The organism is Sphingomonas insulae (assembly GCF_010450875.1).
GTDB classification, from domain to species: Bacteria; Pseudomonadota; Alphaproteobacteria; order Sphingomonadales; family Sphingomonadaceae; genus Sphingomonas; species Sphingomonas insulae.
On the sequence record NZ_CP048422.1, the window covers coordinates 1996813 to 2011643 of the forward strand.

The 14831-nt window shown below is 63.6% G+C and carries 19 protein-coding genes and 1 pseudogene; 15 read left to right on the forward strand and 5 right to left on the reverse strand.

Going from position 1 to position 14831, the window contains the following annotated elements; genetic code table 11:
• The first annotated feature begins 236 nt into the window (after window positions 1-236).
• The 3 genes from leuC (at window position 237) to GTH33_RS11130 (ending at window position 3378) form a co-directional block, all read left to right on the forward strand.
• On the forward strand, window positions 237-1676 hold the full coding sequence (leuC, locus tag GTH33_RS11120; protein ID WP_163958459.1) for a 3-isopropylmalate dehydratase large subunit: 1440 nt from the start codon (window positions 237-239) through the stop codon (window positions 1674-1676).
• Between the two features lie 111 nt (window positions 1677-1787).
• Window positions 1788-2417: a 3-isopropylmalate dehydratase small subunit gene (leuD, locus tag GTH33_RS11125; protein ID WP_163959937.1), complete on the forward strand. Its 630-nt coding sequence runs from the start codon at window positions 1788-1790 to the stop codon at window positions 2415-2417.
• Window positions 2380-3378 carry an NADPH:quinone oxidoreductase family protein gene (locus GTH33_RS11130; RefSeq protein WP_208404060.1) on the forward strand — a complete coding sequence of 333 codons (999 nt, stop codon included), beginning with the start codon at window positions 2380-2382 and terminating at the stop codon, window positions 3376-3378. Before leuD ends, GTH33_RS11130 begins: the two co-directional genes overlap by 38 nt.
• Window positions 3379-3381: 3 nt before the next feature.
• On the opposite strand, the gene GTH33_RS17910 is transcribed toward GTH33_RS11130, so the two are convergent.
• On the reverse strand, window positions 3382-3525 hold the full coding sequence (locus GTH33_RS17910) for a hypothetical protein (RefSeq protein ID WP_166753141.1): 144 nt from the start codon (window positions 3523-3525) through the stop codon (window positions 3382-3384).
• Between the two features lie 195 nt (window positions 3526-3720).
• On the opposite strand from GTH33_RS17910, the gene GTH33_RS11135 reads away from it, so the two are divergent.
• From GTH33_RS11135 to nadA, 9 genes are all read left to right on the forward strand, one after another.
• The gene (locus GTH33_RS11135) at window positions 3721-4044 is read left to right on the forward strand and encodes a DUF1476 domain-containing protein (protein WP_163958460.1); all 324 of its coding nucleotides are present in this window, start codon (window positions 3721-3723) and stop codon (window positions 4042-4044) included.
• Window positions 4045-4049: 5 nt separating this feature from the next.
• Complete coding sequence (locus GTH33_RS11140) at window positions 4050-4280, forward strand: BolA/IbaG family iron-sulfur metabolism protein (protein WP_208404061.1); 231 nt, start codon at window positions 4050-4052, stop codon at window positions 4278-4280.
• Window positions 4281-4291: 11 nt separating this feature from the next.
• The gene (grxD, locus tag GTH33_RS11145; RefSeq protein WP_163958462.1) at window positions 4292-4618 is read left to right on the forward strand and encodes a Grx4 family monothiol glutaredoxin; all 327 of its coding nucleotides are present in this window, start codon (window positions 4292-4294) and stop codon (window positions 4616-4618) included.
• Between the two features lie 14 nt (window positions 4619-4632).
• Window positions 4633-5880, forward strand: coding sequence for a glycosyltransferase (locus tag GTH33_RS11150; protein WP_243848304.1), 1248 nt, complete (start codon window positions 4633-4635; stop codon window positions 5878-5880).
• 302 nt (window positions 5881-6182) lie between these two features.
• A complete protein-coding gene (locus GTH33_RS11155) occupies window positions 6183-6551 on the forward strand; it encodes a BlaI/MecI/CopY family transcriptional regulator (RefSeq protein WP_163958463.1) in 369 nt (122 codons plus the stop codon).
• Window positions 6548-8068, forward strand: a complete 1521-nt coding sequence (locus GTH33_RS11160) for a M56 family metallopeptidase (protein WP_163958464.1) — start codon at window positions 6548-6550, stop codon at window positions 8066-8068. The genes GTH33_RS11155 and GTH33_RS11160 overlap by 4 nt, the downstream gene beginning before the upstream one ends.
• A 95-nt stretch (window positions 8069-8163) precedes the next feature.
• Window positions 8164-9030 carry an MBL fold metallo-hydrolase gene (locus GTH33_RS11165; protein WP_163958465.1) on the forward strand — a complete coding sequence of 289 codons (867 nt, stop codon included), beginning with the start codon at window positions 8164-8166 and terminating at the stop codon, window positions 9028-9030.
• A 41-nt stretch (window positions 9031-9071) separates the two neighbouring features.
• On the forward strand, window positions 9072-9755 hold the full coding sequence (locus GTH33_RS11170; protein WP_163959943.1) for a DUF4230 domain-containing protein: 684 nt from the start codon (window positions 9072-9074) through the stop codon (window positions 9753-9755).
• 31 nt (window positions 9756-9786) lie between these two features.
• Window positions 9787-10794 carry a quinolinate synthase NadA gene (gene nadA / locus GTH33_RS11175; RefSeq protein WP_163959945.1) on the forward strand — a complete coding sequence of 336 codons (1008 nt, stop codon included), beginning with the start codon at window positions 9787-9789 and terminating at the stop codon, window positions 10792-10794.
• A 9-nt stretch (window positions 10795-10803) separates the two neighbouring features.
• Here the strand turns inward: nadA and GTH33_RS11180 are convergent, their stop codons facing one another.
• The gene (locus tag GTH33_RS11180) at window positions 10804-10953 is read right to left on the reverse strand and encodes a hypothetical protein (RefSeq protein ID WP_163958466.1); all 150 of its coding nucleotides are present in this window, start codon (window positions 10951-10953) and stop codon (window positions 10804-10806) included.
• A gap of 78 nt (window positions 10954-11031) precedes the next feature.
• Between GTH33_RS11180 and nadC the strand changes: the two genes are divergently transcribed.
• The 3 genes and pseudogenes from nadC to GTH33_RS11195 all read left to right on the forward strand — a co-directional run bounded on the left by nadC (window position 11032) and on the right by GTH33_RS11195 (window position 13105).
• Entirely contained in the window at window positions 11032-11880 is an 849-nt protein-coding gene (nadC, locus tag GTH33_RS11185; RefSeq protein ID WP_163958467.1) for a carboxylating nicotinate-nucleotide diphosphorylase, read from the forward strand.
• Window positions 11881-11943: 63 nt separating this feature from the next.
• Window positions 11944-12390 carry a hypothetical protein gene (locus tag GTH33_RS11190; RefSeq protein ID WP_163958468.1) on the forward strand — a complete coding sequence of 149 codons (447 nt, stop codon included), beginning with the start codon at window positions 11944-11946 and terminating at the stop codon, window positions 12388-12390.
• Window positions 12387-13105: pseudogene (locus GTH33_RS11195) on the forward strand (ribonuclease T2 family protein). The gene GTH33_RS11190 and the pseudogene GTH33_RS11195 overlap by 4 nt, the downstream one beginning before the upstream one ends.
• Before the next feature lie 16 nt (window positions 13106-13121).
• Here GTH33_RS11195 and GTH33_RS11200 read toward each other — a convergent pair.
• The 3 genes from GTH33_RS11200 to GTH33_RS18190 are packed head-to-tail and all read right to left on the reverse strand — an operon-like array spanning window position 13122 to window position 14814.
• Entirely contained in the window at window positions 13122-13547 is a 426-nt protein-coding gene (locus GTH33_RS11200; protein WP_208404062.1) for a DUF4112 domain-containing protein, read from the reverse strand.
• Between the two features lie 5 nt (window positions 13548-13552).
• Window positions 13553-14035, reverse strand: a complete 483-nt coding sequence (locus GTH33_RS18185; protein WP_249054862.1) for a hypothetical protein — start codon at window positions 14033-14035, stop codon at window positions 13553-13555.
• Complete coding sequence (locus GTH33_RS18190) at window positions 14029-14814, reverse strand: ABC transporter substrate-binding protein (protein ID WP_249054864.1); 786 nt, start codon at window positions 14812-14814, stop codon at window positions 14029-14031. Before GTH33_RS18190 ends, GTH33_RS18185 begins: the two co-directional genes overlap by 7 nt.
• Between the last annotated feature and the right edge of the window lie 17 nt (window positions 14815-14831).

The following is a 14831-nucleotide window of genomic DNA, read 5'->3' on the forward strand; positions in this document are numbered from 1 at the left end:
CATCCGTACGGTAAAACCGGGTTTGTTCGCGTATTGGGTGCCCTAGGGGCAAGGTCGGCGCATTGCAGCGGATCGGATAGCGGTCAAAGTGTTTGCGCACGCTGCCGGGGGCCTTCCGCAGCGCGCCGTCGAACAACAATGTCTTAAGACCGCAAATGAAGGGCGGTGCGGTCGAGGGCAATTTTCTGACACTCCGCCTCGACCTTCGCGCAGCTTTCGGTTAACGCGCCCGCATCATGGCTACCAGACCGCAAACCCTGTATGAGAAGATCTGGGCGGCGCATGTCGTCGAACGGCGCGACGATGGCACCTGCCTAATCTATATCGATCGTCACCTCGTTCATGAAGTGACCAGCCCGCAGGCGTTCGAGGGCCTGCGTGTCGCGGGCCGCCGGGTGCGCCGGCCGGAACTGACGCTTGCCGTCCCCGACCATAATCTGCCGACGACGCCGCGGGTCGACGCTGCCGGCCGGCTCTTGCCGATCGAGGATCCGGAGAGTGCGCAGCAACTCGACGCCCTCCGCCGCAACACCAGCGAATTCGGTATCGACTATATCGACGCCACCGCGGCGGAGCAGGGCATCGTCCACGTCGTCGGTCCGGAACTGGGTTTCACGCTGCCCGGCACGACGCTCGTCTGCGGTGACAGCCATACCTCCACCCACGGCGCCTTGGGTGCGCTGGCGTTCGGCATCGGCACTAGCGAGGTCGAGCATGTGCTGGCAACGCAGACGTTGCTGCTCAGCCAGTCGAAGACGATGGAAGTGCGCGTCGACGGCACTTTGGGTTTCGGCGTTAGTCCGAAGGATGTGATTCTGGCGATAATGGGCCGCATCGGCGCCGCAGGTGGCAGCGGCCATGTCATCGAATATACCGGCGACGTCATGCGCGCCATGTCGATCGAGGGGCGGATGACCGTCGCGAACATGTCGATCGAGGGCGGCGCGCGTGCCGGACTGTTCGCGCCCGATGCCCTGACCTTCGCTTATCTGAAGGGCCGTCCGATGGTTCCGCAAGGCGCGGCATGGGATGCTGCCGTCGCATGGTGGCGCAGCCTCGCCACCGATCCGGGCGCAACCTACGACAAGGTCGTAACGCTCGACGCCACCGACATCGCGCCGGCCTTGACGTGGGGGACGAGCCCTGAGGACGTCGTGCCGATCACCGGCGTCGTGCCGACGCCGGATAGCTTCGCCGATCCGTCGAAGCGCGCCGCCGCGCAGCGCAGCCTCGATTACATGGGGCTGACCCCCGGTACCGCGATGCAGGACGTCGCGGTCCAGCACGTCTTCATCGGCAGCTGCACGAACAGCCGGATCGAGGATCTGCGTGCCGCGGCTGCGGTCGCCGATGGCCGCCGTGTCGCCGATGGCGTGCGGGCGATGGTGGTGCCCGGCTCCGGCCTCGTGAAACGGCAGGCGGAGGCCGAAGGGCTCGACCGCGTGTTTGTGGAGGCGGGCTTCGAATGGCGTGAACCGGGGTGTTCGATGTGCCTTGCCATGAACCCCGACAAGGTGCCTGCGGGGGAGCGGTGCGCGTCCACGTCGAACCGGAATTTCGTGGGTCGACAAGGTCCTGGCGCACGGACACACCTGTTGTCGCCAGCGATGGCGGCGGCCGCGGCGGTGACCGGGCGGCTCGCCGACGTTCGTGACTTGATGGGAGCAAGGCTATGAAGAAGGTACTGGTATTGCTGGTGGCCGGCGCGATGATGAGTGGCGTCGCCGCGTATGTGGCTGGTGCGCGCGTGCTCGCCAACCCGGTCAAGACGCAGCGCTGATCCCGCAATGCAGCCCGTCACGACCGTCAGCGGTACGGCATACCCCTGGGGTGCCAAGAATATCGACACCGACATCATCATCCCCGCGCATTGGCTGAAAACCATTACGCGCACGGGGCTGTCGCGTGGCGCGTTCGAAACGGTGCGGGCGCAACCGGGCAATGTCTTCGACGATCCCCGCTATGCAGGTGCGCCGATCCTTATCGCCGGTGACAATTTCGGCTGTGGTTCCAGTCGGGAACACGCCGCCTGGGCCCTTGCCGATATGGGCGTGCGGGCGGTGATCGCACCGAGCTTTTCGGACATTTTCTCGGGCAATGCGTTCAAGAACGGCATCGTGCCCGTCGTACTACCGCAGGCGGCGGTGGACCGGCTAGTCGACGTCGCCAAGGACCAGACGATTGCCGTCGACCTGGAAACGATGACCGTTACCACCCCGTTTCAGGATCGCTTCAGCTTCGAACTCGACGCATTCCGCCGCCAATGCCTGATGCAGGGGCTGGACGAGATCGGGCTAACGATGGCAAAGGATACCGCGATTTCGAAATTCGAGGGCGCGGTGGATCGGAACCGCCCCTGGATCGGGAGCAGGAGCGGATATGCGAGCATTGCTGTCAACGACGCCGGGCGGACCTGAAACACTAGAACTTACCGAGTTGCCCGATCCGGCACCTGTCAAGGGGCAGGTCCTGATCGATGTGAAGGCCTGCGCGATCAATTATCCCGATGTATTGATCATCGAGGACAAATATCAATTCAAGCCGCAACGCCCGTTTGCACCCGGCGGCGAGATCGCCGGCATCATCGCGGCGCTGGGCGAGGGCGTCACCGACTGGCAGGTGGGCGATAGGGTGATGGGCGTGATCGGTCACGGCGGCCTCGCCACGAAGATCGCGACTGAACCGCAGCGCCTGTACCGACTGCCGGAGGAGCGCAGCTTTGCCGAGGGCGCGGCGCTGATCCTTACTTATGGCACCACCATCCATGCCCTGCTCGACCGCGGGCATTTGAAGGCGGGGCAATCGCTGCTGGTGTTAGGTGCTGCCGGCGGCGTCGGCCTTGCGGCAATCGAGCTCGGCAAGGCTTACGGCGCGCATGTGGTCGCGGCTGTCTCGTCCGATGACAAAGCGGCGGCGGCAAAGGCGGCTGGCGCCGATGAGACGATTATCTATGGCCGCGCACCGTTCGATAAAGACCAGTCCAAGGCGCTGGCGGAGCAGTTCAAGGCGTCGGGCGGTCGCGGCGGCTTCGACGTCATCTACGATCCCGTCGGCGGCGACTATGCGGAGCCGGCACTACGCTCGATCGCATGGGAAGGGCGCTATCTGGTCGTAGGGTTTCCTGCGGGGATACCCAAATTGCCTCTAAACCTCACGCTACTGAAAAGCTGCGACGTGTGCGGCGTCTTCTGGGGCGCCTTCGCGGCGCGTGACCCTGAGGCAAACAAAAGTCACGTCAACGAGTTATTCCGCCTGTGGCGGGATCGATCGATCGCGCCGAATGTGACTGAGACATTCTCTTTCGAACGGGGAGGCGATGCTATCACCAGGATGGCGGCGCGAGCCGCCATCGGAAAATTGGTCGTGACCGTAGGCTAGGCTTCAGCGCATCGCGAAAAATGTCGCCAATATCATTGCCCACAATAACAGCGAAATGGCCGTTCCGATCATGACGCCTGTCAGCGGCGGAACGCGATCGGCGGTCGGTGGTGCATGGAAGCCGACGGCGGCATTGGTTTTCAGCATCGTCCATCTCCTCGGGCGTCGTTCAATGCGCCTCTGATACTATCTCACCACAGATATAAAGGTTCCGTAAAGTCCTTTTCCGACATACCGGATTATGGAAAATGCCGTATTTGTCGACCGCGGATGAGCACGTTGCGCCGACGGGGGCCTGCACCTATGTGACGAGCCTACGCAGCGCTGGGGGTGAAATCGGCCATGACGATGTATGACGATCGCGGACAGGCCGAAGAAAACCACATGGCACGGGCCGAAGAGATGGCGTTTCGGGTGACGGCACGGCGCAATCGCCTGCTCGGCCAATGGGCCGCGATACAGATGGGACTGACGCCCGAGGAAACCGATGCTTATGCGAAGGCAGTGGTTCAGGCCGATTTCGAAGAGGCAGGCGATGAAGACGTCGTGCGGAAACTTTTCGGCGATCTGACCGCCGCAGGTGTGAACACCGACGATGCCGCCGTCCGCCGCGCTCTTGCCGAAAAGGCGATTGAGGCGCGGCGCCAACTGATGCAGTCGGAGTAAACGCGATGCCGATGGCTGCCGACGATATCATCGCGCTGATCCGTGCCGCGATTCCCGATGCCGACGTCCAGATCACCGATCTCGCTGGCGATGGCGACCATTATGCCGCACGCGTCGTGTCGGCCAGTTTTGCCGGCCTGCCCCTCCGCAAGCAACATCAGGCGGTCTATGCGGCGCTGGGGCATCGGATGGGCGGAGAATTGCACGCGCTGCAACTTAAGACCGCAGCCGCTTGAGGAAGATGACTATGACCGACGATACAAACGCCCGGATCGACGCCGTCGTGAAGAACAATCCCGTCGTGCTGTTCATGAAAGGCAGTCCGTTGTTTCCGCAATGCGGCTTCTCGAGCCGTGCGGTGGCGATTCTCGACCATCTCAATGTCGAATATGAGAGTGTCGATGTGTTGCAGGATCAGGGTATCCGTCAGGGCATCAAGGCCTATTCGGACTGGCCGACGATCCCGCAGCTCTATGCCAATGGTGAGTTCGTCGGCGGATCGGATATCATGATGGAAATGTACGAGAGCGGTGAATTGGCGACCCTGCTCAAGCGCGATACGACTGCCGGCTGAGCTAGACCGTCGCAATGCTGATGACGCATGGCGGCGGGTGCGATCGGCGTCCGCTGCTGGTCTGTGATCTGACGCAGAGCTATTCGACGACGGGCGGTGGTGGCATCAGTACGTATTTGCGTGAAAAGCGCGATTACGTGCTGGGTCACACGCCGCATCACCTGTTGCAGATCGTGCCGGGTGACGCCGACAGGGTGTCGGTCAACGGCCGTCATATTTTTGCCGAGGTGGCGGCTGATCCGGTTCGTGGCAGCCCCAATTATCGTTTCATCCTTCGGGTAGCGGCCGTTCGCCGTCTGCTGGCGGAATATCAGCCCGATATCATCGAATCGCTATGTCCGTGGGTGCTGCCCTGGACAGCCATTCGTCATCGGCGTGCGTTTCCTGCCACTGCGCTGGTGGCCGGCTATCGTACCGATTTCCCAAATGCGCATGTCGATCGGGTGGCTGGCGCGCTGTTCGGACCGATGGGCAAGTTATTCTACTGGCTGAGCCTCGGCTACGCGGAGATCACCTACCGCGAGTTCGATCGCGTCTACACGCTGGGTGACGAGGCGCGCGAGACATTGCGTCGACGCGGCATCACGAGAACCGACGTGCTACCGTTGGGTGTGGATACGCAGTTGTTCCACCCGACGCGCCGCGATTCAAATTATCGAAGTTCGATCGGTCTGCCCGGCAGCGGGCCGTTGTTAATCTATGCCGGACGGATCGACAACGAAAAGCGGGCAGACCGGCTCGTGGCGATGATGCGCCAATTGCCACAGGATTTGGGCGCGGCATTGGTGATGATCGGCGACGGCAAGCTGAAGGCGTCCTTGCAAAACGACGCGGCCGATCTACCCATCGCATTCACCGGATTTGAAACCGACCGTTCCAGTCTCGCCAAGGCTTTGGCATCGGCGGACTTGTACGTGTCCGCGATGGCCGACGAAACCTTTGGCATCTCGATCATCGAGGCACAGGCATCCGGGTTGCCGGTGGTCGGCGTTGCGGGTGGCGCTATGCCAGCGCGCGTACCAACGGAGATAGGGCGGCTTGGCCCTGTCGATGACGTCGCAACGATGGCCGCGAACGTCATGCACCTATGGCAAGGCGACCTTGCCGCGATGCGTGTGTCTGCGCGGGCGCATGTTGAACGCCACTTCAGCTGGCAGCGAACGTTTGAGCAGTTGTTCGACGGGATTTACCCGCAAGCCCTGGCCTGTGCGGCGGCTCGGGTAGAGGCTAAATCGTCTCGGCGGATGGCTGCGATCGGGTAGGCCGGGTGCGGGTGGGCTGCGCGAGACCGAAGGGGAACTGCAGACCCACCCTGCTGAAGCGTCGAAACGCTCGGCTGCTGACCATACTGCAGACTTTGTGCCACATGCGCGAAATCGCGGAATTCCGCCACCATCTCGGTTAACGTCGCGTTTTGCGAGGTTGCACCTGTAAACGATGCCGACAGCGTTCCTCACGCCCCTGCCGAAATAAGCCAAGTGGTCATAATACCTCGCTGCAATTCCCCATTGACTACGGACGTAATCACGATGATTACAGGCGTAGTCGATATAGGAGCTGAGGTATGGCCGAACGTATCAGTGATGCCGAACATGCCGTGATGGAGGTATTGTGGGACGAGGCGCCGCTAACCGCACAGGACGTGGCGGAGCGGGTCGACCCAGCCCGGGGGTGGAGCGCCAACACGGTCAAGACATTGCTTGGTCGGTTGCTCGCCAAGGCCGCCATCACCCATCAGGAGGACGGCCGCCGCTATCTCTATCGACCCCTGGTTGCGCGGGATGATTACGTATCGGGCGAATCGAAACGGCTGATCGATCGCCTGTTCGGCGGCAAGCTGACCCCGCTGGTAGCGCATCTTGCCGAACGGGATGAACTCACTGCGCAGGATATCGCCGAGATCGAGGCGTTGCTGAAGGATCTGAAGCAATGACCGCGTGGCTGATCGAAACGCTGATCGCCTCCACCGTATTGATGCTAACCGTGCTGCTGGCGCGGGGCAGGGTACGCGATGCGTTCGGGCCCCAGGTCGCCTATGCATTGTGGGCGTTGCCGGCTCTGCGCTTGGCGTTGCCGCCGCTGCCAGACGCTTGGCGGCAAGCGGCCATTACCCCGTTGTCGGGTGTCGGCGAGACAATCACGATTCTGGTCGTCGATAGTCGGGCCGATACGGCCACCATGGGGGCCGGATCATTGCCCTCCGTTGCCATGGTCGTCGCCGGACTTTGGGCTGCCGGTGCGCTCGGCTTTCTCTTGTGGCATCTGACCAGCCACACCCGCTTCTGCCGCCGTCTGCTGGGATCTGCCGCGGCGATCGAGCAGGTGAGGGGCGTGCATGTGATCGCCAGCGACGCAGCGACCGGGCCGCTCGCCTTCGGCGTGCTGCGACGCTACGTCGCCTTTCCGCTGGACTTCGCGGACCGCTACGACGCCGATGAGCGCGAACTGGCGCTGGCGCATGAGATCGGACACCATCAGCGCGGCGATCTGATCGCCAATTGGATCGCGCTCGCGGTGTTGGCGGTCCATTGGTTCAATCCGATCGCGTGGCGCGCTTTCCGGGCGTTCCGGGCTGACCAGGAACTTGCCAACGACGCCCGCGTGCTTGCCGGGCGATCAACGATCGATCGTCACGCCTATGCATGCGCCATCGTCAAGGCAGCGCACGGCGGCGCCGTGTCCGCCGCCTGCCATCTTCATACCGTCGATGATCTGAAAGGGAGAATTCGCATGTTGTCCACCTCGAAACATTCGCGACGTCGTCTTGCCACCGGCGGGGTGATCGTCTCCACGCTCGTGCTTGCCGGCCTTGGCCTGACCGCGTCCGGCACCAGTGCTGCCGCCGCGCTGAGCGGTAAGGTGGGCAACACGCTGGGGGTCGACCTTCAGACAGTGCCGCAGGCACCGAGCGTTCCGACAGCGCCGCCGGCACCGGGCAAGGTCATGGTCCCGCAGCCGCCGGAGGCTCCACAGCCACCGCTTGCCGACAAACCGATCAAGCGTGTCGTCGTTAATCGGATCGGCAAGGACGGCAATGTGAGCACTTACACATCGGCGCCCGATGGCAGTTTCGATGACAAGGGCATCCAGCAAATGGTCGATCGGTCGATGAAGATGGTGCCCGAGGTGACCGAGCGGAATTGCAGCACCGGCAAGGACGGTGGCCCAAAAGACGTCGTGGTCAACGCCGCCAGGGGCGAGAAGCGCATGATCGTGATCTGCGCCAACCGCATTGAAGCCATGGTTACGGCCGGCAACGCCGCAGCGATCAATGTCGAACAGATCCGCCGCAATGCCATGCAAACGGCATTGGCCAGCGTGCAGGCGTCGCGTGCCGACATCGCCGGCAACCGCAGCATGAACGATGCGGATCGCAAGGAAGCATTGGCCGAAATGGATCAGGCGCTGGCCGAGCTGAGGACCAAGATGACTTCGCCCGACAAGGATTAAATCGGGTCTGCCGACGTGTTTCCCGACCTCCTCCGCCGTCTGCCGGGGGAGGTCGCCTCTTGCACTGCCGCGCGCATCGGGCCACATCGCTGGCAATGGCTGAGCACCCGACCGGCATTCCCATCCAGCTCGAGCCGCTCGTCACACGGGTGCTCGCCAACAATCCTTCGCCCTACACGAGCAGCGGTACCCAGACGCACATCGTGGGCGATCGCGATCTTGCCATCATCGATCCGGGTCCGGATGATGACGCGCACACCGAAGCACTGCTTCGGGCAGTTGGTGGTCGACCGGTGCGGGCGATCGTGATCACCCATCACCATCGCGATCACAGTCCCGGCAGCAGGCCGCTCGCGGCCGCGACCGGCGCGCCGATCGTTGGCGCCGTCGCTGAGCATGTCGCCAGCGACAGCCTGCGCTTGGATGCGGCATTCGATGCGGACTACGCGCCCGACGAGGTATTGCGGGATGGCGACAGCGTCTCCGGCGATGGCTGGACGCTGGCAGCCGTCGCGACGCCGGGTCACACGTCCAATCATCTCGCCTTTGCATTGCCCGAGACGAAAGCGTTGTTCTCGGGCGACCATGTGATGGGATGGGCGACGAGCGTCATCTCGCCGCCCGATGGCGACATGGAGCACTATATGAAGAGCCTGGAAAAGCTGCTCGGCCGCGACGATCGCGTCTATTACCCTGGTCACGGCGAGGCGGTGGACAATCCGCAGCGGCTGGTGCGCGGCATGCTGGGCCATCGCAAGCAGCGCGAAGGACAGATACTGCGCCTGCTACGTGAAAGGCCGATGGCGCTCGGGCTGCTGACGACGCGCATGTATGCGGGGATCGATCCGCGCCTCATACCGGCGGCGGAACGCTCGGTGCTCGCCCACCTGTACGATCTACGTGGAAGGGCGCTCGTCCATGAGGAGCGCGACGTTTGGCAGATGACGGGGCAAGCCGCGTGAACGAGTCAGCTCAACCGCTCTCGCCGCCGACAAAATCGTCAATGGGGTCTTTTCTTGGCAAAACGGCAGGCGTCATAATCCTGATGGGCCTTGCCGTGCTCGTCGGCTTGTGGGGGGTGCAGCGTTACGTCGAACGGCGACTGTCGCCCGATCCGACCACCGTCGCCAGCGCGAGCCTTGAAGGATTGCGCGAACAGAACCGCCTGTCGGCCTTCGCCGCGCGGTTCGTCGCGGTGAGTACGTCGCGCCAGTCGCAACTGGGGTTGTCGACAGAGAAGACGCTCATCATGCCGGGGCTGGTCCGCTATGAGGTCGACCTCGGGAAACTGACGCAGCGCGACGTCGCATGGGATGCGGACAAGCGAGTGCTGTCGGTTCGCCTTCCGGCGATCGAACTGGACGGCCCCCAAGTCGATCTGACCGCGATCCGCGAATACGGCACCGGCGGTATCCTTTCGCGGCTGACCGACGCCGATAGCCGGCTCGATACGGCCAATCGCCGAGCCGGGCAGGCGGAGCTCGTCCGACAGGCGCGGGATGCGACGCCGATGAAGCTCGCCAGGGATGCGACGCGTCGTGCAGTCGAAAGCAGCTTCGCGATGCCCCTTCGTGCGGCCGGGATCGACGCGACGGTCAAGGTGAGTTTTGCCGACGATCCGACCGCATCCACCGAGCGCTGGGATGCCAGTCGCTCGCTTGAAGAGGTTCTGGGCAACGCACGTTGAGCGGGGCGTTACAATCGCCTATCGAGGGCTCATGGAACTGACGAACAGCTTTGCCGGGCTAGACCTGCGCGCCGAAATCGAGCGCCTCCGCAAGGAGCGTAATGCGGTAATCCTGGCGCATTATTACCAGAAGCCGGAATTGCAGGACCTCGCCGACTTCGTCGGTGACAGCCTCGATCTCAGCCGCAAAGCGCAGGCTACCGATGCCGATGTCATCGCCTTTTGCGGTGTGCGCTTCATGGCGGAAACGGCAAAAATCCTCAGCCCGGACAAGATCGTGGTGCTGCCCGATATGGATGCCGGCTGCTCACTGGAGGACAGCTGCCCGCCGGAGCAGTTTGCCGCCTTCCGCGCCGCCCATCCCGATCATATCGCGCTGACCTACATCAACTGCTCGACGGAGGTGAAGGCACTGTCCGACGTGATCGTCACATCGTCATCGGTCGAAACGATCCTCGCGCAGCTGCCGCGCGACCAAAAAATCATCTTTGGCCCTGACCGCAATCTTGGCGGATATCTGCAGCGCAAGACAGGACGCGAGCTCTTGCTGTGGCCCGGCGTGTGCATCGTACACGAGGCGTTCAGCGAAACCGAACTGCTGAAGCTCAAGGAGCAACATCCCGGTGCACCGGTGGCGGCTCACCCCGAATGTCCGGCGGTGATTCTGGATCATGCGGATTATGTCGGCTCGACGCGCGGCATCTTGGAATTCGCCAATGCGATGTCGGGTGAAACGCTGATCGTCGCGACGGAACCGCACATCATCCACCAGATGGAAAAGGCGATGCCGACAAAACGCTTCATCGGTGCGCCGGGTGCCGACGGCAACTGCAATTGCAATATCTGCCCCTATATGGCGCTCAACACCATGGAAAAGCTCTACATAGCGCTTCGCGACCTGACGCCGCGGATCGAAATCGATGAAGCATTGCGGATCAAGGCAAAGAAGAGCCTGGATTCCATGTTGGCGATGGCGTCGGCGACGGTCGGACAGGGCGATCTGGGGCCGGTCCGCGCCGTGGCGGTGACGGGGGACTGAGGCGCCCAATCAACTGGGCGCGGTCGCTCCCGTCTGCGCCAGCAGGTTACGCGCCTCATCGATATGGATCGCGACCATCGTCAGGTCCAGCCGGTCGGCGGTCTCCAAGGCGGTGGTCAACAGACGATGCAGTTCGGCGACGGCCGCGTGTTCATCCATCTTCGTCAATCCTACTGATCTGGACGCCGTACTCATGACCACAGGTACACCAATGACTGGTCTTGGTTTGGTATACAAATGAAGCGCTTTTTGCTACCGCATTTTGATGTCGATGGGTTCGTCTCGACGACACTCGCCGAGGATTTGGGCGATGGAGGGGACATCACATCTGCGGCTGTCATACCTGCCGAGGCGCGCTTCACCGGCGTGATGGACACCCGCGAGGACATCGTCGTCGCCGGTCTGGGATTGGCAGCGGCGTTCTTTCGCAAGCTCGATCCGGACGTCGTCATTGAGCCGCTGGCGGAAGACGGTGAGCAAGTGGCGGCTGGGACGGCGCTGCTCCGATTGCGAGGCCGGGCGCGTGCGATGCTGACAGCGGAGCGGTCTGCGCTCAACACGGTCCAGCACCTTTCCGGCATAGCGACCCTGACGCGAACCTATGTCGATGCGATCGCCGGGACAGGAGCGATCCTGCTGGATACGCGCAAGACCATCCCCGGTCTTCGTGCGTTGGAAAAATATGCGACGGCGACGGGCGGGGCGCACAACCACCGTATGGGCCTTTGGGACGCGGCGATGATCAAGGACAATCATGTCGCGGTGGCCGGTGGCATCGCGGCGGCGGTGTCGCGTGCGGTTGCGGCGGGCATCGAGCGGATTATCGTCGAGGTCGATCGGTTGGACCAGATCGAACCTGCGCTGGGTGCCGGCGCCACGCACCTGCTTCTCGACAACATGGCCCCCACGACGCTGCGCGAGGGGGTTGGCATGGTTGCCGGTCGCGTGCCGACCGAGGCGTCGGGCGGCGTTCGCCTAGAGACGATTCGTGCCATCGCCGAAAGTGGCGTTAGCTATGTGTCGGTGGGCAGGCTGACCCAATCGGCACCGGCGGCCGATATCGGCCTGGATTTCACGATAGAGTGATCGGTGTGGCTTGCGTAGCACCCGAGCGAGGCTACCCTGTCAGCCTGTTCAGAGGGGAGCATCATGATCAAGCCGCCATCGATCGTGCGATTCGAGCAATTTTACTGGGCCTCCATTGTTCTGGGCCTCATCAACACCGGGCTTAACTGGAACGCCTCGCAAGCTGCGCTTGCTGCCAATCCGATGCTGGCGAACGCGACGTGGTTTCTGCCGGCGGTGCAGGTGGTCGGTCTGGTGATCGCGGTACTGCTGTGGTTCTTCATCGTTCGTCGACCGAGTGTGATCGCCAAGTGGGTGCAAGTCGTCTTCGCCGCGTTCGGTGCCTTCGGCGTATTGTCCGCGCTATTCCTGGTCGCATCGGCGCGATCGCCGATTGGCGCGCAGGTGATCGTCGGCTTGATCGCCAACATCCTGTACATTGCGGCAGCGGTCATGCTGTTCAAGGCGGACGCCAAAGCATGGTTCGGCGAAGGACTGGGCGATGATGACCTTGAGGCGCCGCGGGTATGATCGGGCGTTTCATTGCCGCCGCGGCGGCGCTTGCCTTGCCGGTGGCTGCACGGGCACAGGCGTATCAATGTTCGACGCCGGCGAGCGTCGATCGCCCGCGGCCCGATTTGCCGAGCGAGCGCCAGCCGCAACGGCGATTGCTGGTCGGCAGCTACACGCTGGCGATCACCTGGGCACCGCAATATTGCCGCGATAACGGAAGCGACGCTTCGGCGCGGTTTCAATGCAGGGGCGGCAACCGTTTCGGTTTCACGCTGCACGGCCTGTGGCCCGACGGAATGGGGGATCAATGGCCGCAATATTGCAAGGCGACCCCGTTGCTGCCCCGTGCCGTCGTTCAGCGCAACATCTGCGCCACGCCATCCGCGCAATTGTTGCAGCACGAATGGGCGAAGCACGGCACGTGCATGGCGGGCTATCGTCCCGATACCTACTTCGCGCGATCGACAGGGCTGTACGGCAAGCTGCGCTATCCCGACATGGACGCGCTGTCGCGGGCACCGCTGACCGCCGGGGATTTGCAGAGGCGATGTCCCGATCGAATCCGGGGCTGGGCGCGGATATGATGCGGGTCACCGCCAATCGTCAGGGGTGGCTGGACGAAGTCTGGATCTGCCTCGACAAGGCGTTCCGCTATCGTCGCTGTCCCGCTCACCAAGGAGGGCTGGCGACCACGTCTAGCCTGAAGATCTGGCGCGGCGGACGACTGGGATAACGCCAACGGGCCGGCGTTATCCGACGATCGTTGCGGTCGCCGGATGATGCCGATCCAGATGCTTGCGGATGATGCGCAGATTGCGGGTGTTGGAGCGGAAGAAGAAATCGGGGACCGCACCGACGAACGGCACGAGACCGAGCGCCCAGTCGATGCCGACGTTGCCGAACATCCGCGCCATCTGCAGCTTCGACATGCCGAGGTTGCGCGCTTCCCACACCAGCCACGATCCGATCAGCGCGGCGAGCGTGGTGCCGATGACCGGCACCAGATCGAGCAGCACATCCATGCCGACCTTGCGGTTCGTGCCGGGGATCGTGAACAGGCCTTCCATCACCCGCTCCATCGCTTCCAGCCGGATGCGCACCGAGGCGGCGTCACGCCCGATCGGCAGCGAGTCGAGCAAGGGGCGGGTGTGCAGGGGTTGGGGGCGTGAGTTCATGCGCTTTATCTGGTGTCGTCGCGCAGCCGGTTCAACGGGTGCCAGGCCCGGGTGTTCGGCCGCCATTGCCGCAGTCGCAACGCTACCAACGACCAGCGTAGCGGCCGCGCGATCGGGATGAAGGCGGTATCGACGGCAAGGGCGGCATCGGCGGCGGCGATCAGTCGTGCACGTTCGGTGAGTGTCGGCGCGTCGCGCGCGGCGATCAGCGCGTCGCGGGCCTCGTCACCGCAGACGGCGCAGGCATTCGCGAGATACCAGCGCGCGCTGTCGTAGGGGGCAATTTGGTCGACCAGTCGCAGGTCGGCATCGTCCGCCATGCCGACGCGTTGTGGGGTGATGCCGGCCGCCATCAGCGAGGCGGCAACCTGCGCATACAGGACGGTCGCGCCCGGTCCGGAGGGCAGCGCGATCCGCAAGCGGACGGGATCGCCATAAGCGGCGACGCGGGTTCTGGCCTGTTCGCGGCGCTGGTCGGGCGTCAGCAACGACCAGCCTGGAAGGGCGGGGGCACCGTGGAATCCAGGGTCTCCGGCAGGATGCGCTCCGCCGGCTCCCATCCCTGCATCACCGCATTGGTGACGGCGATCCGATCGATCGCACCGCTGATCGCCGCGCGGTTCTGCGCGTCTGCCAGGAAGCCGTCCCGGTGCAGGATGGCGAATCCGAAGAGGCCGGCGGCGGGATCGATGCGCACGTTCGCTGGAGCGACGGACGCCAGCGCGACCAGCGGCCAGTCGGCAAAGGTGCCACCGGCAACGAAATCCGAATCGCGAGCGGCGAAGCGGACGATGGCGCGCGCCGCACGCTCCCCGATCAACCGGACGTCCTGTTCGGGGCGGGTTGTACGCTGATCCTCGGGATCGGCGCGATTGGGATCGAAGGCGGGACGCAGCAGTAGGCTTCGCTTGCCCTCCTGCACGATACGGAGCGGCCCCGTACCACCGGCACCGTTGCGCCACAGGGTGAGTTCGGGCTGGGCGAACAGCTTCAACAGGTCGGGACGGGGGCGGCGCAGACGCACTTCGATGACCTGCGGCGTCATCGTGACGATTTCGTCGATCGCGGTCAGGAAGGGGGCGAGCGCGTTGCGCGATCCGCCCGCCAACTGCCGCCGCAACTGCGCGACGACCTGTTCCGCCTCGACCCGGCTGCCGTCGCGCCATCGAGCCTCGCGCAGCCGGAAGATGTAGCTCGTGCCCTCGTCGATCACGATCCAGCGTTCGGCGAGTCCCGGTTCGATCTGTCCGTTGGCGTCGAAGCGCACCAGGCCCTGGGCGGTGG